The sequence below is a fragment of the Paenibacillus sp. 01T443 genome, assembly GCF_056398325.1.
Genome location: NZ_JBFTPE010000026.1, coordinates 1 through 18,790, shown reverse-complemented (window position 1 = coordinate 18,790; position 18,790 = coordinate 1). Strand labels below are relative to the sequence as shown.

Sequence of the window (18,790 nt, the reverse complement as noted above, 5' to 3'; positions counted from 1 at the left end):
GGAGGTTAACACAATGGTTATGTCTGATCCGGTTGCAGATATGTTGACGCGCATTCGTAATGCGAATGTTGTTCGTCACGAGACCGTGGAAATGCCCGCTTCGAAAATGAAGAAGCAAATCGCTGAGATTTTGAAGCGCGAGGGTTTTATCCGCGACGCTGAATATATCGAAGACAACAAACAAGGGATTATCCGTATTTTCTTGAAATACGGCCCTAACCAAGAGCGCGTAATTACTGGCTTGAAACGTATTTCGAAACCAGGCCTTCGCGTTTATACACAATCAACTGAAATCCCTCGTGTACTCGGTGGACTTGGAATTGCAATTATTTCCACTTCCAAAGGGATTATGACTGATAAAGAAGCTCGTCAAGTTAAATCTGGCGGCGAAGTAGTTTGCTACGTTTGGTAAGTAACAAGTCACAAAGATAGGAGGTGTAACAATGTCCCGTATTGGTCGCAAACCAATCCAAGTGCCTAACGGCGTAACAATCAACTTGGACAACACAGTAATTACTGTAAAAGGACCTAAAGGATCGCTTTCCCGTGAAATTCACAAAGATATGAAAGTGAATGTAACGGAAACAGAAATCCTAGTAGAACGTCCTTCCGATAATAAATTGCATCGCTCGTTGCACGGAACAACTCGCAGCATCATCGCTAACATGGTGAGCGGAGTTACTGATGGCTTCTCCAAAAACTTGGAGCTAGTAGGCGTTGGTTACCGTGCAAATAAAGCTGGGGATAAAATCGTACTTAATGTAGGTTACTCTCACCCAGTCGAGATTGCTCCAGATAATGGAATCGAGTTCGAAGTACCAGCCAACACGAAAATCACTGTTCGCGGTATTGATAAAGAGCTCGTTGGTGCAACTGCAGCAAAAATTCGTTCCGTACGTGAACCAGAACCGTATAAAGGTAAAGGTATTAAGTACGAAGGCGAACGCATCATCCGTAAAGAAGGTAAAGCTGGTAAGAAAAAATAAGCAAACAGTCCGTTTGCTTAAGATAGCGTCTTAAGGCTGAAAGAAAGGAGTGAACTTTGTATGATTACGAAAGGCGACAAAAACAAGGCTCGTCTAAAAAGACACCTTCGTGTTCGTAAAAAAATTAACGGTACAGCTGCACGTCCGCGTCTATCTGTATTCCGTTCCTCCAAGCATATGTATGCTCAATTAATCGACGATGTTTCAGGCGTAACAATCGTTTCTGCATCCACACAGGATAAAGAATTGACTGAAGCAGTTGGTAACGGTGGCAACATCGATGCAGCTAGCAAAGTCGGAGAATTGATTGCGAAACGCGCTCAAGCTAAGGGTGTAACCCAAGTAGTATTTGATCGCGGCGGTTACTTGTATCACGGCAGAATTCAGGCACTTGCTACAGCAGCTCGTGAAGCTGGCCTAGAATTCTAATCGACTTTATTTATAAGGAGGTTAAACGACTTGCGTGTAGATCCAAATACGTTAGAACTGACTGAAAAAGTTGTTAATATCAATCGCGTATCTAAAGTTGTAAAAGGCGGACGCCGTTTCAGCTTTAGTGCACTTGTAGTAGTCGGCGACGGTAAAGGCTACGTTGGCGCAGGGATCGGTAAAGCAGGCGAAGTACCTGATGCAATCCGCAAAGGTATCGAAGATGCTAAGAAAAACCTGATCCATGTTCCAATCGTTGGCACGACTATCCCTCACCTTGTTCTCGGACATTTCGGAGCAGGTGAAGTTCTTCTGAAGCCAGCTTCTGAAGGTACTGGCGTTATCGCCGGCGGCCCGGTTCGTGCAGTTCTCGAACTTGCTGGTGTCGGCGACATCTTGACGAAATCGCTAGGTTCTTCGAACTCCATGAACATGGTTAACGCAACGCTTGAAGGTCTTTCCCGTCTTAAACGCGTGGAAGAAGTTGCAAAGCTTCGTGGAAAAACAGTCGAAGAGCTGTTACGCTAAGGAGGGAAATAAGATGGCAAAATTGCAAATCACCCTCGTTCGCAGTTTAATCGGTCGCAACGAGAAACAACGTGCAACGGTTGAATCTTTCGGTCTAAAAAAGATTCGTCAGGCAGTTGTTTTGAACGATAGCCCAGCTATCCGTGGCATGGTTAACACTGTTAGTCACTTGGTAAAAGTAGAAGAAGTATAAGAATAGATTTTGTTCTAAGAAATAAATAAGGAGGTGCACGAACGATGAAATTGCATGAGCTAGCACCAGCACCGGGCTCAACCCAAGCGCCAAAGCGCAAAGGTCGCGGTATCGGTTCCGGTAACGGTAAAACGGCCGGTAAAGGTCACAAAGGTCAAAACGCTCGTTCCGGCGGCGGCGTTCGTCCTGGTTTCGAGGGCGGACAAAACCCTTTGTATCGTCGAGTGCCGAAGCGCGGTTTCAATAACCCCTTCCGCAAAGAGTACGCAATCGTCAACATTGAAGAACTTAACGCGTTTGCAGCAGGAACTGAAGTCACTCCAGAAGTTCTCATCGAGACTGGTATCGTAAAGAACCCGCTCGCAGGAATTAAAATTTTGGGCAATGGTGAAGTTAGCGTTACACTTACTGTAAAAGCAAACAAGTTCTCTCAATCTGCGGTAGAGAAAATCCAGGCTGCCGGCGGTAAAACCGAGGTGATCTAATTGTTCAAGACCGTGTCCAATATCTGGAAAGTGGCGGATCTTCGTACAAGGATCCTCTTCACCCTTTTCATTCTTTTTATATACCGCATCGGGTCCTTTATTCCAGTACCCGGTGTAAACAAAGATGTGTTTAAGCAGGTTGATGCAGCCGGTGCGGATCTGTTCGGCTTGCTTAACACGTTTTCCGGCGGTGCTTTGTTCCAATTCTCCATTTTCGCAATTGGTATTACGCCATACATTACAGCGTCGATTATCGTTCAGCTGTTGTCTATGGATGTTATTCCTAAGTTTGCGGAGTGGGCTAAGGAAGGCGAGAACGGTAAACGTAAGCTCGCACAAATCACTCGTTATGGAACGGTTGTTCTTGGATTAGTCCAAGGTTTCGCTACAGCAATCGGCTTTAACCGTCAGTACGGTTATGAAATGGTTGTTGGCGCGACATTCGTTGACTATTTAATTATCGCGATCATCTTGACTGCAGGTACTGCATTCTTGATGTGGCTCGGTGAGCAAATTACGGAAAAAGGGATTGGAAATGGTATTTCCATTCTCATCTTTGCAGCAATTGCAGCTGGTATTCCTGGACACATTCGTACGATCGTCGAAGATCAGTTCGTAGGTGCCCAAGATCAACTGTTCTTGAACATTATCAAAATGGTGCTGATCCTGATTGCGATCATCGCAATCATCGTCGGTGTTATATTCGTACAACAAGGTATTCGTAAAATTCCGGTTCAATACGCTAAACGCGTGGTTGGACGGAAAATGTACGGCGGACAATCGACTCACATTCCGATGAAAGTGAACGGCGCAGGCGTTATTCCGGTCATTTTCGCGGTATCGCTTGTCATGTTCCCGATTACGATTGCGCAGTTCTGGTCTACTCAGGCCTGGGCAACCTGGATTATCGACAATATGAACTATGACAGACCGCTTGGTATGGTATTGTACGTATTGTTAATTATCGGGTTTACCTTCTTCTATACATTCGTGCAAATTAATCCGGTTCAAATGGCTGATCAGATGAAGAAGAACGGCGGCTATATTCCTGGCATTCGCCCAGGTAAGCCTACCTCGTCATACCTAACACGCGTTATGTCGCGTATTACTTTGACAGGTGCGATCTTCCTGGCTGTCATCTCTGTACTTCCAGTGTTCTTCGGAACACTTGCAGGATTACCGCGCTCAGTGCAGCTAGGCGGCACCTCGCTCTTAATCGTTATCGGTGTTGCACTGGATACGATGAAGCAAATCGAGAGCCAGTTGATCAAACGCCATTACAAAGGGTTTATCAATAAATAACAATAGGTTCTGACCGGGCTTCCGCGTTCGTCAACTTGCGTTGTGCGGCAGCCCGCCCGAGCCTATTGTGCTTAAAGCGAGGAACTCAGCAATGAACATTTTATTCATGGGCCCTCCGGGAGCCGGTAAAGGTACACAAGCTGAACGGATCGTTGAAGAGTTCGGTATTCCCCACATTTCCACTGGCGATGCTTTCCGCCTCGCTATGAAAGAAGGAACCGCACTTGGAGTCAAAGCGAAGGAGTATGTCGATCAAGGCCTACTCGTTCCCGATGAGATCACGAACGGTATTGTAAAGGAAAGACTTGAACAAGACGATTGCAAAAATGGATTCTTGCTCGACGGGTTTCCTCGCACACTGCAGCAAGCAGAAGCACTTGATGTTATGCTTGCGGAGCTCGGTCGCAGTATTGACCATGTTGTAAATCTAAAGGTTGACCGCAGTTTGCTGCTTGCTCGTTTAACGGGCAGACGCATATCGAAAACGACTGGTACGACTTATCATGTAATCTTTAACCCACCTAAAGTCGAAGGTATCTGCGACAAAGACGGCGGGGAATTGTATCAACGTTCAGATGATACAGAGGAAAAGGTTGGAACTCGTTTAGATGAATATTCATCCAAAACAGCGCCTCTACTCGATTACTACAGTGCTAAAGGTCTCCTTCGCGAAGTCGACGGCGAGAAGGACATTGATGTTGTAACATCCGACATTATTTCCAACTTGAGAGGTTCATTGTAATGATTATTTGCAAATCCGATTCGGAGCTGCGATATATGAGGGAAGCAGGACGCATTGTTGCGGAAACGCATCGATTGATGGCGGAGGCTGTGAAACCAGGCATCACAACTCGTGAGCTTGACCAAATCGCTGAAACGTTCATTAAGAGTCAAAATGCGATTCCTTCCTTCAAAGGTTACAATGGTTTTCCTTCCAGCATTTGTGCTTCTGTGAATGACGAGCTGGTGCACGGCTTCCCTGGTTCACGCAAGTTGAACGAAGGCGATATAATTAGTATCGATATCGGTGCGCAGTATGAAGGCTTCCACGGTGACTCGGCTTGGACCTATGCGGTTGGAGCAGTGACGCCTGAAGTTCAGAAGCTGCTTGAGGTAACGGAAGCATCGCTTTACGCGGGGCTTGCGCTCATCAAACCAGATATTAGACTATATACAATTTCGCACGCTATTCAAAAGGTAATTGAAGATGCAGGATTCTCCGTAGTAAGGGAATACGTAGGGCACGGAATCGGCGCGGACCTCCATGAGGAACCACAAATACCGAACTACGGCATACCAGATCGCGGACCTCGTCTGAAGACCGGAATGGTGCTTGCAATCGAACCAATGGTTAATATCGGTGAACGATATGTCCGTACGCTCGAAGACAATTGGACGGTTGTAACGGAAGACGGTTCATGGTGCGCTCATTTTGAGCATACTGTAGCCGTTACAGAGGACGGCTTTGAAATATTGACCATTTTGCCGCAGCAGACATAAGTATGACGATGGATGCTCGTCCCCAGATTGGTCAGTTCGTCAAAGTGCTTCGCGGTAAAGATGAGGAAAGCTATGCTGTTATCCTAGCGGTCATTGATGAACGTTTCGTCATGATTGCGGATGGCCATAAGCGCCGATTCGATCAGCCGAAGAAAAAGAACGTTCTACATCTCGAGTTACAGCCTGCAATTAGTTCGGAGGTTTCTGGCAGCATGCAAGAAACCGGCAGGGTGACCAACGCAAAGTTACGTTATGCAATTCAGAAGTATGTTAATGCGAAAGGAGAATGACGCTTGGCTAAGGAAGACATCATTGAGGTCGAAGGTACGGTTATAGAGCCGTTGCCGAATGCCACGTTCAAGGTGGAGCTGGAGAACGGTCACCAAATTCTCGCACATGTTTCCGGTAAGCTCAGAATGCACTTTATCCGCATCCTGACAGGAGACAAGGTGGTTATACAGTTATCGCCTTATGATTTATCAAAAGGGCGCATCACCTATCGTAAGTAAGCTGAAATATCGGCTTGTTTACGAAAGATTCGGGAGGTAATCACAATGAAGGTTAGACCTTCGGTAAAGCCGATCTGCGAAAAATGCAAAGTCATTCGTCGCAAAGGCAACGTTATGGTGATTTGTGAAAATCCGAAACACAAACAAAAACAAGGATAGAAGGAGGGGAATATAGCCTATGGCACGTATAGCTGGTGTAGACTTGCCGCGTGATAAGCGCGTCGAAATCGCCCTGACATACATTTTCGGTATCGGCAAAACAACGTCGCAAAAACTTTTGAATACTGCTGAAGTTAGCTACGACACTCGTGTTCGTGACTTGACAGAAGACGAACTTGCTCGCCTTCGCGAAGCAATCGACAAATCTGTTAAAGTAGAAGGCGACTTGCGTCGTGAAATTTCACTTAACATTAAACGTCTGACTGAAATCGGATGCTACCGTGGTCTTCGTCACCGTCGCGGCTTGCCTGTTCGCGGTCAACGTACGAAAACAAATGCGCGTACACGTAAAGGTCCTCGTCGGACTGTAGCTAACAAGAAGAAATAAGAAGGGAGGATAATGGACAATGGCTAAACCAAAAAAAGTCGTTCGTACGAAACGTCGCGACCGGAAAAATATTGAGACTGGCGTTGCGCACATTCGCTCGACATTCAACAATACGATCGTTACGATCACGGATCCGCACGGCAATGCGATTTCATGGGCAAGCTCTGGTAACATGGGTTTCAGAGGCTCACGTAAAAGCACGCCTTTCGCAGCTCAAATGGCTGCTGAGACGGCTGCCAAAGCAGCAATGGAGCATGGCATGAGAACAGTCGAAGTGATGGTAAAAGGACCAGGCGCTGGCCGTGAAGCAGCAATTCGCTCGCTTCAAGCAGCTGGATTGGAAGTTAACCTCATTAAAGACGTAACACCAGTTCCTCACAACGGATGCCGTCCTCCGAAACGTCGTCGCGTATAGTTGGGTCCGTGTGGTATCAAATAACTACAACTTGTGAATAATGGTTGTGAAGGTTTGGCATACTACAAGATTTGACTTAAAATAACGGTAAGCTAACGGAGCGACGTTTGAAGGAGGGTACTATTAGTGATTGAGATCGAAAAGCCGAAAATCGAAACCGTAGAACTGAATGATGAGGGAACATACGGACGTTTCGTCGTCGAGCCGCTTGAACGCGGATATGGCACGACGCTTGGAAATTCGCTTCGCCGAATTTTATTGTCTTCGTTGCCGGGTGCAGCAGTAACCTCGGTTCAAATCGATGGAGTGCTTCACGAGTTCTCTACGGTTCCCGGAGTGATTGAGGATGTTACCGAAATCATTCTGAACCTGAAGGGCCTCTCGTTGAAAATCCACTCCGATGAAGAAAAGGTGTTGGAAATCGACGCGGATGGCGAAGGGAATATTACAGCGGGCGACATTCGAGCAGACAGCGATGTCGAGATTTTAAGCCCTGATCTTCACATCGCAACCTTGGCTTCCGGCGCGCGGCTCCATATGCGGGTTTTTGCTAATCGGGGACGCGGTTACGTGCAAGCGGACCGCAACAAGAAAGACGAACAACCGATTGGGGTAATTCCCGTTGATTCGATATACACGCCAATTACTCGTGTAAATTACAGCGTTGAAAATACGCGTGTTGGTCAAGTTACTAACTACGACAAGCTCACGCTTGAAGTATGGACTGACGGCAGTATTAGACCGGAAGAGGCTGTAAGCCTCGGCGCTAAAATTTTGACCGAGCATTTGGACCTGTTCGTTGGATTGACCGATGAAGCCAAAGATGCGGAAATTATGGTTGAGAAGGAAGAAGATAAGAAAGAGAAAGTTCTAGAGATGACGATCGAGGAACTTGATCTTTCCGTCCGTTCTTACAACTGCTTGAAACGCGCGGGTATCAACACGGTTCAAGAGCTAATCACGAAATCCGAAGAGGACATGATGAAGGTTCGTAACCTCGGACGTAAATCACTTGAGGAAGTTCAAGAGAAGCTTGAAGAGCTCGGTTTGGGCCTTCGCATGGAAGAGTAGTAACCAACTAGTGAAGACAAAAGAGCAAGGGAGGGGAAAACAAGATGGCATATCAAAAATTAGGACGTGACGCTAGTGCACGGAAAGCTTTGTTCCGTGACCTCGTTACTGACTTGTTCCTTTATGAGCGTATCCAAACGACTGAAGCAAAAGCGAAAGAAGTTCGTTCTATCGCTGAGAAGCTGATCACTAAAGCTAAGCAAGGTGATCTTCATGCTCGTCGTCAAGTAGCTGCTTATGTTCGTCGTGAAACGGTTGACGGTCAACAAGACGCTATTCAAAAGCTATTCTCCGAGCTGGCTAGCCGTTACTCGGAGCGTGCAGGCGGCTACACGCGTATTCTAAAACTAGGACCCCGTCGCGGCGATGCTGCGCCAATGGTTTACCTAGAATTGGTTGACCGCGCTTAGTAACCTAATAAATGTATAAGCTTGTCCACAGCGTTAAACCTTGTCCAAGCTTTATACGCGAGCGTAAACGTCTTATGCCTGCCTCTGGGCGGTATAAGAACGCTAACGCTATGAGATATAAGTGAGTGTATGGTTTCCGTATACCCTCTTGTATTTTAGTGAAAAGGGTGGACCCTTGAGGCCACCTTTTTTTATTTGCAAAATAGGCTTGTTAGTCTTGTTGACTGAATATAGCCAGGGACGACAGATGAGCTTGTGCGACATCTCCGAGGTGTCCAGAGGGCGCAGCTCTTAAGTTCCGTCTTGATAAGGAATTTAGAACATGTAGGAATCCCTTTAGCTAAAGGGGGGAAAAGGTTGAGGAATATATGCGTAAGGGTCAGCTATGACGGGGCCGGCTTTAACGGTTTTCAAACGCAGCCATACGGCAGAACGGTTCAAGGTGAAATTGAGAAGGCTATAAAGAAGCTTACGGGCGAAACGACTATTATTATTGGTTCGGGTCGTACGGATGCTGGAGTGCATGCACAAGGACAAATATTCAATTTCTACACGGAGTCCACGATTCCGACAGAAAGATGGGCGATCGCGCTTAATACGAGGCTGCCTAAGGATATTGTCATTATTGAAGCATTCGATGTGCCCGAGCATTTTCACGCAAGAAGATCCGCAAAGCGCAAAACGTATCGCTATACGATTGATACTGGGAAGTTTCCTGATGTTTTTGGCCGTCAGTATCGCTTTCATCATCCGACGCCGCTTGATGTGGATGCGATGCGTGAGGGACTGCGCTACCTTATAGGGGAGCATGACTTTACCTCATTTACATCGATACATTCTACCAAGCCTCATCATATTCGTACGATCTATGAAGCAGATTTTGTGCAGGAAGGTCCTATCGTACACATGTACGTAACAGGGAACGGTTTTTTGTACAATATGGTTCGTGTCATTATGGGAACTTTATTATGGGTTGGCGAGGGGAAGATGGCTTCATCTGAGATAAAACGCATTCTGGAGGGTCGAAATCGATCACTTGCAGGTCCTACGGCTATGCCGCATGGTTTGATGCTAATAGATGTTGAATATTCCAGCGAAAAACAGGGATAAATCACTATAAATTACTTGCACTTAACTATACTTTATAGTAGAATATAACTTGTGCTTTCGAAGTGGCTAACCCACAGCCCCGACTGAGATTGTCACAAACTTGGCTATCAACAATGAATAAACAAACCAACGTTTACGTTGTTATAAAAACGATTAATGTATGAAATTAAGGAGGATCATCCATGCGTACCACTTATATGGCTAAATCAACTGAAGTTGATCGTAAATGGTTCGTCGTCGATGCGGAAGGCAAAACGCTAGGCCGCTTGGCGAGTGAAGTTGCTGCCCTGATCCGCGGCAAACACAAACCGACATTTACGCCACATGTTGATACAGGCGATTTCGTTGTAGTTATCAACGCTGAAAAAATCCATCTGACAGGCAAAAAAATGTCGGATAAAATTTACTACCGTCACTCCATGTACTCCGGTGGCTTGAAAGCTACTCCGGCACAAGAGATGATTAAGAACAAGCCAGAGCGCGTAATCGAATTGGCTGTACACGGCATGTTGCCTAAGAACCGTCTTGGCGACAAAATGAAGCTTAAACTTAAAGTATACGCAGGTGCGGAACATCCACATCAAGCACAAAACCCTGAAGTTTACGAACTTCGCGGGTAATAAAGAGGAGGACAAGTTTCATGGCTCAAGTGCAATACTATGGAACCGGTCGTCGTAAACACTCTGTTGCACGTGTACGTCTTGTGCCGGGTGAAGGACGAATCATTATTAACAAACGCGACCTTAATGAATATTTTGGTCTAGAAACATTGAAGCTGATCGTAAAACAACCGCTTAACCTTACTGACACATTGTCGAAATACGATGTGCTTGTAATCGCTAATGGCGGTGGTATGTCCGGTCAAGCAGGCGCTATCCGTCACGGTATTTCCCGTGCTCTGCTTAAAGCAGACCCAGAATTCCGTCCGGCTCTAAAACGTGCTGGCTTCCTAACTCGTGATCCGCGTATGAAAGAACGTAAAAAATACGGTCTTAAAGCGGCTCGTCGCGCTCCACAATTCTCGAAACGTTAATTCTTATACGACAAAATGCTCTCTCTGCCAGTCAGAGAGGGCATTTTTTGTTTGTACGACATAAATACCAAAACTTTATTTCATTTTGGTGTAAACTTATTATTGAACATTGAGCATTTTGGACGTATAATTTTTATACAGACTAATTTACTAGGATTTAAAAACGGAGGGCATACAAATGAACCTTTTTGAAAAAGAAGCGCTTATCAAGCAAAAGGAAGTAGAACTCGAGAACGCGACACCGGAAGAAATCATCGCGTTTGCGGTTGAGACTTTTCCTAATATTACGTTCGCATGCAGCTTTGGAGCTGAAGATGTCGTACTAGTCGATATGCTTCAAAAAATCAGTCCTAAAACAGACATTTTCTATCTGGATACGGATTTTCACTTCAAGGAAACCTATGAAACGCGCGATAAAATGGCCGCTCGTTATCCAGGCATTCCTTTCGTTGAAGTAAAGCCGGAAATTACGCCGGAAGAGCAAGTCGCACAATTTGGAGAAGAGCTATGGAAATCCGATGCAAACGCATGCTGCAACATTCGTAAGGTTAAACCGTTGACTAACATTTTGTCGAAGTACGATGCTTGGATTACGGGTATTCGCCGCGATCAAGCGCCTACTCGCGCAAACTCCAAAAAAATTGAGTACGATACAAAATTCGGACTTGTTAAATTTAATCCAATCGCTCACTGGACAAATGAAGACGTATGGAACTACATCCGTGAGAATGATGTTATTTATAACCCGCTGCATGATCAAAACTACCCGAGCATCGGCTGTGAGCAATGCACGCGCAAAGTTATGCCGGGCGAAGATCCTCGCGCTGGACGTTGGGCCGGTCAAGAGAAAACAGAATGCGGATTGCATAAATAAGCAACTTTAGGAGGATACATCGCAAATGAGTCAAATTCTACCGCACGGCGGCGTATTGGTTAACCGTATCGCTTCCGGCGAACAACGTGAAGCATTACTCGCAGAAGCAAAAAGCTTAAAGACGATTACGATCAACACATGGGCAATATCAGATCTTGATCTGATCGGCGTAGGCGCGTTTTCACCATTGACAGGATTTATGAATGAAGCGGACTATCAATCGGTTGTACAAACCATGCGCCTTGCGAATGGCACGGTGTGGAGCATTCCGATTACACTTGCTGTAGAAGAAACGAAGGCTGCTGAGTTTTCGATTGGCGAGCGCGCGGCGCTTGTTGGCGAAGACGGCATCATTTATGCGACTATTGATATCAACAGCATCTACACCGTAGATCACAAAGTTGAAGCGATCAACGTATTCAAAACAGATGACCTTGAGCATCCAGGCGTTCAAAAATTGTTCGAGCGTTCATCCACAAATGTAGGCGGCGAAATTACCGTATTGAACCGTCCACAGCCGGAGAAGTTCGATGAGTTTTATTTTGATCCATCAGAAACTCGTCGTATTTTTGCAGAAAAGGGCTGGAAAACAGTCGTTGGATTCCAAACGCGTAATCCGGTTCACCGTGCACATGAATACATCCAGAAAACCGCAATGGAAATCGTAGATGCATTGTTCCTTAACCCGCTTGTCGGCGAAACGAAATCAGACGATGTTCCTGCGAACGTACGAATGAAGAGTTATCTTGCTTTGCTTGAGAACTATTACCCGCAGGATCGTGTTTTCCTTGGCGTATTCCCGGCAGCTATGCGTTATGCTGGTCCTCGTGAAGCGATCTTCCATGCACTTGTTCGTAAAAACTACGGCTGCTCGCATTTTATCGTTGGGCGCGACCACGCTGGTGTAGGCGATTATTACGGAACATACGAAGCACAGGATCTGCTCAAAACGATCCCAACCGAAGATCTTGGCATAACGCCGCTTTACTTCGAGCATAGCTTCTTCTGTAAGAAATGCGGAAACATGGCCACTTCGAAAACTTGTCCGCATGACAAAGAGCATCATTTGACGCTTTCTGGTACGAAAGTCCGCGCATTGCTGCGTGACGGCGTTTGCCCGCCGCCTGAGTTCTCCCGTCCAGAAGTAGCAAAGATTCTTATCGAAGGTATGTCGGAGCAACCGGTAGGCTAATTCGGATTAATCAAAAAAGGTTTGTCTCATAAACAACCATCTCGTCCCATATAAATGAAAGTGTGCATTCGGCTGCTTATGAGCCGATGGATGCCGCGTATTTTCATTTGATGGAGAACGGGGTGGTTTTTTTATGCGCCGAATAGGTCGGCATGTTGTCATTTGGATGACGTATAAAGGAGCAATACGCATTGGAATTGGGCTGCTTGTCATCGTATTAACGGGCATATTGCTAACACAATCCATGCCCGTAGCTAAAACTTGGTCTTATTGGACGCTGCCGTTATCCGGGAAAACAATCGCGATTGATGCTGGACATGGCGGAGTGGATGGAGGTGCAGTAAGTAAGCAAGGGGTAATCGAGAAGGATTTGAATCTTGCGATCGCGCTTTATTTGCGTGATTATTTGCAGCAGGCTGGAGCAATAGTCGTGATGACGAGGGAAGGCGATTATGACCTGGCTACCGGGGATGCTAGGGCGTACAGCAAACGCAAGACGGAGGATTTAAAGAAACGGGTGTCAGTTATTAAGGCAAGCCAGCCTGCAGCAGTCATCAGCATACATATGAACAGTATCCCGTCGACCAAGTGGTCAGGGGCTCAAACTTTCTTCCACCCTGCGAATCATCCGGACAATCGTATTCTAGCCACCTTCATTCAGGATGAGATTAAACGCAATTTAGAAAATACGACGAGAGTCGCTGCTACAGTGAAGGATGTTTATGTATTAAAGGCGATTGAAAATATACCAACGGCTTTGGTCGAAGTCGGGTTTTTATCCAATCCAGGCGAATCACAGCGGCTTGCCGATACGGATTATCAAAGACAGGTGGCTGCCTCCATATATGAGGGTGTCCTTCGCTACGTCTCCGGTGAGAAGCTCAGCGGCGTTGTACCGCAGAACGATGTGGCTCCCAAATAAGTAATGATTATTGTTCGGGGATAGGTGCTGCGCGCCAGCAGAGGGCTTTGTTGCTGGGCTTACTGTGCTATAATGATTATTATATAGTTTTGATTACATAAAGGTGGGACATATATGACATTGACACGCGAGCAAGTCATTGATGCCGTCGAAACCGTGACGGCACAGTATAAGGCGGATGAGATCATCATCCGCGACGTAATGGTTCGGGACCGTCAGGTTTCCATGACGGTCCTCGGGGCCGGCGCGGCTTCGCAGCCCGCGCTTGAAGCCTCGCTCCGCGAGGCGCTGGCGCGCCTAGGCGCCGAAACCGTGCACTGCCGGTTTCGGGCAGAGGCAGCGCCTGCCGCGGGCGCAGGCGCGTCTACGCCGCCGCCTGCGGCTGCTAAAGCACCGGCCGCGGCTAGCGCCGGCGGTGCCGGCAAAGCTGGCGGCCCCGCGCCCGTCCAGGGCCACGGGGCCGGTCTCGCTAATGCGCTGCTGGATCCTAGCAGCGGCGTGCAGTTCATCGCCGTCGCCAGCGGCAAGGGCGGCGTCGGCAAATCTACGGTGACCGTAAACTTGGCGGTAGCCTTGGCCCGCAGGGGCAAACGCGTCGGCATAATCGATGCCGACATCTATGGCTTTAGCGTGCCTGATATGATGGGCATCGAGGAGCGTCCGGAAGTCGTGAACGAACGAGTAATCCCAATCGAGAAATTTGGCGTAAAGGTCATGTCCATGGGCTTCTTTGTAGAAGATAACAGCCCCATTGTATGGCGTGGGCCTATGCTCGGCAAAATGCTGCGCAACTTCTTTCAAGAAATCGAGTGGGGCGAGTTGGACTACTTACTGCTTGATTTGCCGCCAGGCACAGGGGACATAGCGCTGGATGTTCATCAGATTATTCCGCAAAGCAAAGAAATTATCGTCACAACGCCTCATGCAACCGCAGCGTTTGTAGCAGCAAGAGCCGGTGCCATGGCTATTAAGACGGAGCATGAGATAATTGGAATCGTTGAGAATATGTCGTATTACGTTTCCAAAAGCTCCGGTGAGAAGGAATACGTCTTTGGACGAGGCGGCGGTGCAAGGCTTGCAGAGACGCTGCATGCCGACTTACTCGCTCAAATCCCGTTAGGTGCGCCGGACAACCATGTGTCGGAACCGGATTTTGCGCCATCCGTTTACAAAGCGGATACGGAGACAGGCCAGCTGTACTTAGAATTGGCTGACAGCGTATTATCCAAGTGCGAAGGCTAACCTTATGACAAAAGCCCGAACAAATGTCCTGAAGCAAGCTTACGCTTCGATACAGGACAATCTGTTCGGGCTCTTTTATTGGTTAAAGTGTTGTAATCGTTACTCCTCCGTATGAGTTACATGCCGGAGTCACTTTGTTCTTCTTCAGAGGAGCCAGAATCTTCACTCTGTTGATCTTCCTCTGATTTTTGTTCCTCTTCCCCAGAACCTTCATCCTTTTTCTTATCGACCTTCTCGTCAGGGTTAGGTTTAAGCTCCTCTTGAACCGCTTTTTTCATCAAATCAAGCACTTCAAGTCGGAATAAAGGATTTTGCATCGCGTCTTGCATGAGCGACATGACTTCTTTACGGTACTGCGTGCTCTGCAGCACCTCCAGGATCATCTTATCCATCTCCGGATTTTTCAGCACTTTAATCAAATCGGCTTGGTAGGAAGGGTCCTTGATCAGCTCTTTGTGAATTTCTTTGTTTTGCTTATTGACGGATTTTGCGAATTCCCCGGCGAAACGCGGATCGACCATCAATTTTTTGATGACCTTATCGTATTGTGGAGAGATCAGCACATCCTTAACGGCCAAACGAACTTCTTCTTGGTCTTGTACCGAAAGCAGCTTAGACGTCTGGCCCGAATAACCAGACATTTGCTGGGATGATTCCTGTAGAGCTTTTTGCGCATCCTCCGTTTTGAGGATATCAATAACCATGGACTTCAAATCCTTATAGCTGACCTGCTCATTTCCTCCTGACGGCTCAGCACCACAGCCTGTAAGCAAAAACATCATTGCTGAGATAACCGACAATAAAACCCACCGCTTACGCATTCTTCGCATGCTCCTTCCTATGTCAGTACTGCTGTATTCCATAAGGATAAACAAATCGTTCTAAAAGTGATGGATCGTGGTCTTATTATGCGCATTGTTCACCGTATTATCATGGACAATCGTTAGCTTTTTGTTGTGAACGTGGTAAAATAAAGGGTAATACGGAAGCATTTAATCACAACTGGCGGAAACCCAATCCAATCGAGCATTATCGGACTATAGGAAGCATCTGTTTTGGGTTGAACAGTCAACCGTCATAAACATTCAGGAGGATAAGGAACGTGAATTTAAAAAAGTGGTTCTTTTTGTTTTGGAGCGGCATGGTAGTCGGGGGGCTGGCTTGCGTGGTTACCGGAGCAATCATGGCGTGGGTTGACCCGGAGTTTGGCTTTTTGGGTTTTAAGGCGGTCGGATTTAACGCATTGATGATGGCTTTGGTTGGTTTAATGATCGGAGCCTTTAGCCAAATGGGCTTTTTCGCTTATTTAACCTTAAACTATATTGCCCTCAGTGTATTTGGCAAAAAATATCTATGGAATGCACTGCAAGGCTACACCACAGTATTTGCGGCGGCAGGACTTGGTTATCTCCTTTACGAGCAGCGTATGAATAACTGGTTCTTCTGGACGCTGCCGCTTATCCTGCTTGTCCTTTCCGGAATCGTATCATGGTTTAAAGTTAAACAAACGAATAAAACAGCTTTTGTACCAACCATGTTTCTTATGTTTGTTGTTACCTTTATTGAAGCATGGCCTGCGCTGCAGGGGGAAACGAACGTATCCGCCATTATATTTATGATGGTTCCTTTATTCGTTTGCAATGCATACCAGATTATGATGATGCATCGCTTGGTCAGAAAAGAAACAACCGACTCCGCAGCGATTACTGCAAAGCCGGTCGTATAGCTTAGTATTCTAATTCGGCGGCATCGAGCTGCGGGAATGTAGACGTTGTCTTATCCTGCACAGCTTTGCCGTCGATTTCTGTTTGTGTGATGAGATCGGTTACGGTGACAAAATCGTAACCTTTTTCACGGAGCTGATCAATAACTGCTGGCAAAGCTTCATGTGTTTGTTTTACGGAATCGCTTGCGTGGAACAATATGATATCGCCTGGGTGGGCACGCGTAACGACCCGATTAATGATTTTGTCTGTCCCGATATTCATCCAATCAAGTGAATCCGTATCCCATTGAATAACCTTGTATTGCAGTTCTTCTGCGATACGAAGTACACGTTTGTCAAAATCGCCGTTAGGAAGTCGGATTAATTTGGGCTGTTTTCCTGTTACGTCGGATAAAATGGTATGCGCAGTCGTAATTTGCTTGCGGATTTCTTCATCGCTTAGTTTGCTGTAATTATCATGCTTGTGGCCATGGCTGCCAATTTCATAACCGGCGTCTTGTATCTTTTTGACGATTTCCGGATGGGATTGACTCCAAGGCGAGGATAAGAAGAATGTGGCCTGTTTAATGTTTTTCTCTTTCAGCACATTAAGAATGGGCTCCGTGCGTTTGTCTCCCCAGCTAATATCGAAGGTAAGGGCGACTACCTTTTTATCAGTGGGAACGCTGTAGATTGCCGCTGGCTGCTGCGGGGCAAACACAGTGATGTTGTCGCGTTCAGCATAAATGATGCCGACAGAGAAGACAACGGCGATGGCGATTAAGAAATACCTTTTCAACTTACGGCCGTTCAGAACATAAAAAACGTTCATGGGGAAGGGCACTCCTCTCTAATGGAAGCTTGTACAAAGATAAGAAAGTATAAATCCGACCTTTATACTTCGCTTATCTTTTATCGCGGAACGAGTATTTGCCTCCATGGAAGGCGGTTGTCGTTTACGCTTGTAGTACAATCTATGCTCGTACAACTGAGATATTCATCTATATTGCGAAGTTACATGCTGCGGAGGGGAATAAATTGTTTAATTGGCGTTTGAACTGGGAGCATTTTAAGCGGATGAATCCTTATATAGCGTTTGGAACGATATTGTTTTTGGCAGGCATGGTTATCGGAGGAACAAATCCGGCCTTTAAAGCCTTTCTTGACGGTCAGCTCGAAGGACTTGGAAAACTTGCCGACATGATCGACAATTCAAGTAATCCGACATTGACGATGATTATTTTCATTTTCTTTAATAATGCGATCAAATCGATCTTAGTCATGTATTTAGGAGCGATGCTTGGGATCCTACCGTTCTTCTTCTTGGTCGTGAACGGTATGATGATTGGTTATTTACTCAAAACAACAGCCGAGCTGCATGGCGGCGGGTACGTTATGGAGATCATTGTTAAAGGATTATTGCCTCACGGCATATTGGAAATTCCGGCAATCATCATAGCATGCGCTTATGGCATGCGTTTTGGAGTACTCGTTTTAAAAGCGGGAGGTTCACTGGTTTTCGCAAGATCTAAATCAAGCAGCCTGGGACGCGAGCTTGAGTCCTTCATTGCAAGGACAGTCCCCATGATGGTTTATCTGACGATAACGCTGCTTATTGCAGCGATTATTGAAAGCACAATTACAACATGGTTGTTAACCATGTAATAATTTTTCCAATATTTGAGCATAACAGTAAAGCAGTGTCGAAACGCATTTGCGTAAGACGTTGCTTTTTTGTTCGTTAACGGACGGTCTAGTTGCGCTTTACAACTAAAGGGGGTCACTCACGGCTATGCTCGGAATACTATTCAACGATAAAGAATGCAAAGAACTCGACTATGTCCTTCGCAAAGAACTGGATGAAATGCTGCTTGACCTGAACGATTCAAGGTTAGACGGCGATATTAAGCAAGCCATTACAAGAAGATATAAAATCATCTTCCGTATGTATGCACGAATTGCCTCCCCGAAAGAACTGTCGCGTTATGCATTAAATGCGCGATCTTACCGATAAAATCAGGTTTTGAAAAAAACTTTAAAAAAGGGGTTGCATTTAATTGGGCCCCTGTGATATATTATTTCTTGTCGCCGCTGAGACACACGCGGTTGAAACGAAAGAACAAATTGTTCTTTGAAAACTGAACAACGAGTAATAACTGCCTCGCAAGTCCTTCGGGATAAGCGAAAAAGCGATAAAAAGTAATGAGCATTTCAAACACCAATTTGGAGAGTTTGATCCTGGCTCAGGACGAACGCTGGCGGCGTGCCGAATACATGCAAGTCGAGCGGATCTCGCGTTTTCTTCGGAAAACGCTTGGTTAGCGGCGGACGGGTGGT

28 protein-coding genes and 1 rRNA gene are annotated in these 18,790 nt (G+C 46.3%); 27 read left to right on the top strand and 2 right to left on the bottom strand.

The window, feature by feature from the left end:
* Positions 1 to 13: 13 nt before the first annotated feature.
* From rpsH to AC1DLI_RS29350, 23 genes are all read left to right on the top strand, one after another.
* Complete coding sequence (gene rpsH / locus AC1DLI_RS29460; RefSeq protein ID WP_053373909.1) at positions 14 to 412, top strand: 30S ribosomal protein S8; 399 nt, start codon at positions 14 to 16, stop codon at positions 410 to 412.
* A gap of 31 nt (positions 413 to 443) precedes the next feature.
* On the top strand, positions 444 to 986 hold the full coding sequence (gene rplF / locus AC1DLI_RS29455) for a 50S ribosomal protein L6 (protein ID WP_308998891.1): 543 nt from the start codon (positions 444 to 446) through the stop codon (positions 984 to 986).
* Positions 987 to 1,046: 60 nt separating this feature from the next.
* Positions 1,047 to 1,415 carry a 50S ribosomal protein L18 gene (gene rplR / locus AC1DLI_RS29450; RefSeq protein ID WP_138756279.1) on the top strand — a complete coding sequence of 123 codons (369 nt, stop codon included), beginning with the start codon at positions 1,047 to 1,049 and terminating at the stop codon, positions 1,413 to 1,415.
* A gap of 30 nt (positions 1,416 to 1,445) precedes the next feature.
* Positions 1,446 to 1,943, top strand: coding sequence for a 30S ribosomal protein S5 (rpsE, locus tag AC1DLI_RS29445; protein ID WP_054025314.1), 498 nt, complete (start codon positions 1,446 to 1,448; stop codon positions 1,941 to 1,943).
* A 13-nt stretch (positions 1,944 to 1,956) separates the two neighbouring features.
* Positions 1,957 to 2,136 carry a 50S ribosomal protein L30 gene (gene rpmD, locus AC1DLI_RS29440; RefSeq protein WP_056635953.1) on the top strand — a complete coding sequence of 60 codons (180 nt, stop codon included), beginning with the start codon at positions 1,957 to 1,959 and terminating at the stop codon, positions 2,134 to 2,136.
* Positions 2,137 to 2,180: 44 nt separating this feature from the next.
* The gene (gene rplO, locus AC1DLI_RS29435) at positions 2,181 to 2,621 is read left to right on the top strand and encodes a 50S ribosomal protein L15 (RefSeq protein ID WP_053373914.1); all 441 of its coding nucleotides are present in this window, start codon (positions 2,181 to 2,183) and stop codon (positions 2,619 to 2,621) included.
* Positions 2,622 to 3,923, top strand: a complete 1,302-nt coding sequence (gene secY, locus AC1DLI_RS29430) for a preprotein translocase subunit SecY (protein ID WP_477608520.1) — start codon at positions 2,622 to 2,624, stop codon at positions 3,921 to 3,923.
* 91 nt (positions 3,924 to 4,014) lie between these two features.
* Positions 4,015 to 4,665: an adenylate kinase gene (locus AC1DLI_RS29425; protein ID WP_477608518.1), complete on the top strand. Its 651-nt coding sequence runs from the start codon at positions 4,015 to 4,017 to the stop codon at positions 4,663 to 4,665.
* Positions 4,665 to 5,423 (top strand): type I methionyl aminopeptidase, encoded by a 759-nt coding sequence (gene map, locus AC1DLI_RS29420; RefSeq protein WP_308998895.1) that lies wholly within the window; start codon positions 4,665 to 4,667, stop codon positions 5,421 to 5,423. The genes AC1DLI_RS29425 and map overlap by 1 nt, the downstream gene beginning before the upstream one ends.
* An 8-nt stretch (positions 5,424 to 5,431) precedes the next feature.
* A complete protein-coding gene (locus tag AC1DLI_RS29415) occupies positions 5,432 to 5,713 on the top strand; it encodes a hypothetical protein (RefSeq protein WP_477608570.1) in 282 nt (93 codons plus the stop codon).
* Between the two features lie 3 nt (positions 5,714 to 5,716).
* The gene (gene infA, locus AC1DLI_RS29410; protein ID WP_053373919.1) at positions 5,717 to 5,932 is read left to right on the top strand and encodes a translation initiation factor IF-1; all 216 of its coding nucleotides are present in this window, start codon (positions 5,717 to 5,719) and stop codon (positions 5,930 to 5,932) included.
* Positions 5,933 to 5,977: 45 nt separating this feature from the next.
* A complete protein-coding gene (rpmJ, locus tag AC1DLI_RS29405) occupies positions 5,978 to 6,091 on the top strand; it encodes a 50S ribosomal protein L36 (protein WP_003333770.1) in 114 nt (37 codons plus the stop codon).
* A 19-nt stretch (positions 6,092 to 6,110) separates the two neighbouring features.
* On the top strand, positions 6,111 to 6,479 hold the full coding sequence (gene rpsM / locus AC1DLI_RS29400) for a 30S ribosomal protein S13 (protein WP_054025308.1): 369 nt from the start codon (positions 6,111 to 6,113) through the stop codon (positions 6,477 to 6,479).
* Positions 6,480 to 6,498: 19 nt separating this feature from the next.
* Complete coding sequence (gene rpsK / locus AC1DLI_RS29395; protein ID WP_054025307.1) at positions 6,499 to 6,894, top strand: 30S ribosomal protein S11; 396 nt, start codon at positions 6,499 to 6,501, stop codon at positions 6,892 to 6,894.
* A 126-nt stretch (positions 6,895 to 7,020) separates the two neighbouring features.
* Positions 7,021 to 7,965 (top strand): DNA-directed RNA polymerase subunit alpha, encoded by a 945-nt coding sequence (locus AC1DLI_RS29390; protein ID WP_053373922.1) that lies wholly within the window; start codon positions 7,021 to 7,023, stop codon positions 7,963 to 7,965.
* A gap of 44 nt (positions 7,966 to 8,009) precedes the next feature.
* A complete protein-coding gene (gene rplQ / locus AC1DLI_RS29385) occupies positions 8,010 to 8,375 on the top strand; it encodes a 50S ribosomal protein L17 (protein ID WP_308998896.1) in 366 nt (121 codons plus the stop codon).
* A 357-nt stretch (positions 8,376 to 8,732) separates the two neighbouring features.
* Complete coding sequence (gene truA, locus AC1DLI_RS29380; protein ID WP_477608515.1) at positions 8,733 to 9,485, top strand: tRNA pseudouridine(38-40) synthase TruA; 753 nt, start codon at positions 8,733 to 8,735, stop codon at positions 9,483 to 9,485.
* Between the two features lie 182 nt (positions 9,486 to 9,667).
* On the top strand, positions 9,668 to 10,105 hold the full coding sequence (rplM, locus tag AC1DLI_RS29375) for a 50S ribosomal protein L13 (RefSeq protein ID WP_053373925.1): 438 nt from the start codon (positions 9,668 to 9,670) through the stop codon (positions 10,103 to 10,105).
* 20 nt (positions 10,106 to 10,125) lie between these two features.
* The gene (rpsI, locus tag AC1DLI_RS29370; RefSeq protein WP_056635921.1) at positions 10,126 to 10,518 is read left to right on the top strand and encodes a 30S ribosomal protein S9; all 393 of its coding nucleotides are present in this window, start codon (positions 10,126 to 10,128) and stop codon (positions 10,516 to 10,518) included.
* Positions 10,519 to 10,696: 178 nt separating this feature from the next.
* On the top strand, positions 10,697 to 11,392 hold the full coding sequence (locus tag AC1DLI_RS29365) for a phosphoadenylyl-sulfate reductase (protein WP_477608512.1): 696 nt from the start codon (positions 10,697 to 10,699) through the stop codon (positions 11,390 to 11,392).
* Between the two features lie 25 nt (positions 11,393 to 11,417).
* On the top strand, positions 11,418 to 12,584 hold the full coding sequence (sat, locus tag AC1DLI_RS29360; protein WP_477608510.1) for a sulfate adenylyltransferase: 1,167 nt from the start codon (positions 11,418 to 11,420) through the stop codon (positions 12,582 to 12,584).
* Positions 12,585 to 12,717: 133 nt separating this feature from the next.
* On the top strand, positions 12,718 to 13,506 hold the full coding sequence (cwlD, locus tag AC1DLI_RS29355) for an N-acetylmuramoyl-L-alanine amidase CwlD (protein WP_477608508.1): 789 nt from the start codon (positions 12,718 to 12,720) through the stop codon (positions 13,504 to 13,506).
* 114 nt (positions 13,507 to 13,620) lie between these two features.
* Positions 13,621 to 14,748 carry an Mrp/NBP35 family ATP-binding protein gene (locus tag AC1DLI_RS29350; protein ID WP_477608506.1) on the top strand — a complete coding sequence of 376 codons (1,128 nt, stop codon included), beginning with the start codon at positions 13,621 to 13,623 and terminating at the stop codon, positions 14,746 to 14,748.
* 116 nt (positions 14,749 to 14,864) lie between these two features.
* On the opposite strand, the gene gerD is transcribed toward AC1DLI_RS29350, so the two are convergent.
* On the bottom strand, positions 14,865 to 15,569 hold the full coding sequence (gene gerD / locus AC1DLI_RS29345) for a spore germination lipoprotein GerD (RefSeq protein ID WP_477608504.1): 705 nt from the start codon (positions 15,567 to 15,569) through the stop codon (positions 14,865 to 14,867).
* 281 nt (positions 15,570 to 15,850) lie between these two features.
* Between gerD and AC1DLI_RS29340 the strand changes: the two genes are divergently transcribed.
* Entirely contained in the window at positions 15,851 to 16,474 is a 624-nt protein-coding gene (locus tag AC1DLI_RS29340; protein WP_477608502.1) for a KinB-signaling pathway activation protein, read from the top strand.
* 1 nt (position 16,475) lies between these two features.
* Here the strand turns inward: AC1DLI_RS29340 and pdaB are convergent, their stop codons facing one another.
* Positions 16,476 to 17,285 carry a polysaccharide deacetylase family sporulation protein PdaB gene (pdaB, locus tag AC1DLI_RS29335; protein ID WP_477608500.1) on the bottom strand — a complete coding sequence of 270 codons (810 nt, stop codon included), beginning with the start codon at positions 17,283 to 17,285 and terminating at the stop codon, positions 16,476 to 16,478.
* A gap of 206 nt (positions 17,286 to 17,491) precedes the next feature.
* Here pdaB and AC1DLI_RS29330 point away from each other — a divergent pair, with 206 nt between their 5' ends.
* The 3 genes from AC1DLI_RS29330 to AC1DLI_RS29320 form a co-directional block, all read left to right on the top strand.
* Positions 17,492 to 18,118 carry a stage II sporulation protein M gene (locus AC1DLI_RS29330; protein ID WP_477608498.1) on the top strand — a complete coding sequence of 209 codons (627 nt, stop codon included), beginning with the start codon at positions 17,492 to 17,494 and terminating at the stop codon, positions 18,116 to 18,118.
* Positions 18,119 to 18,245: 127 nt separating this feature from the next.
* The gene (locus tag AC1DLI_RS29325; protein WP_053373934.1) at positions 18,246 to 18,467 is read left to right on the top strand and encodes a hypothetical protein; all 222 of its coding nucleotides are present in this window, start codon (positions 18,246 to 18,248) and stop codon (positions 18,465 to 18,467) included.
* Between the two features lie 206 nt (positions 18,468 to 18,673).
* Positions 18,674 to 18,790, top strand: a 16S ribosomal RNA gene (locus tag AC1DLI_RS29320); the annotation flags it as partial.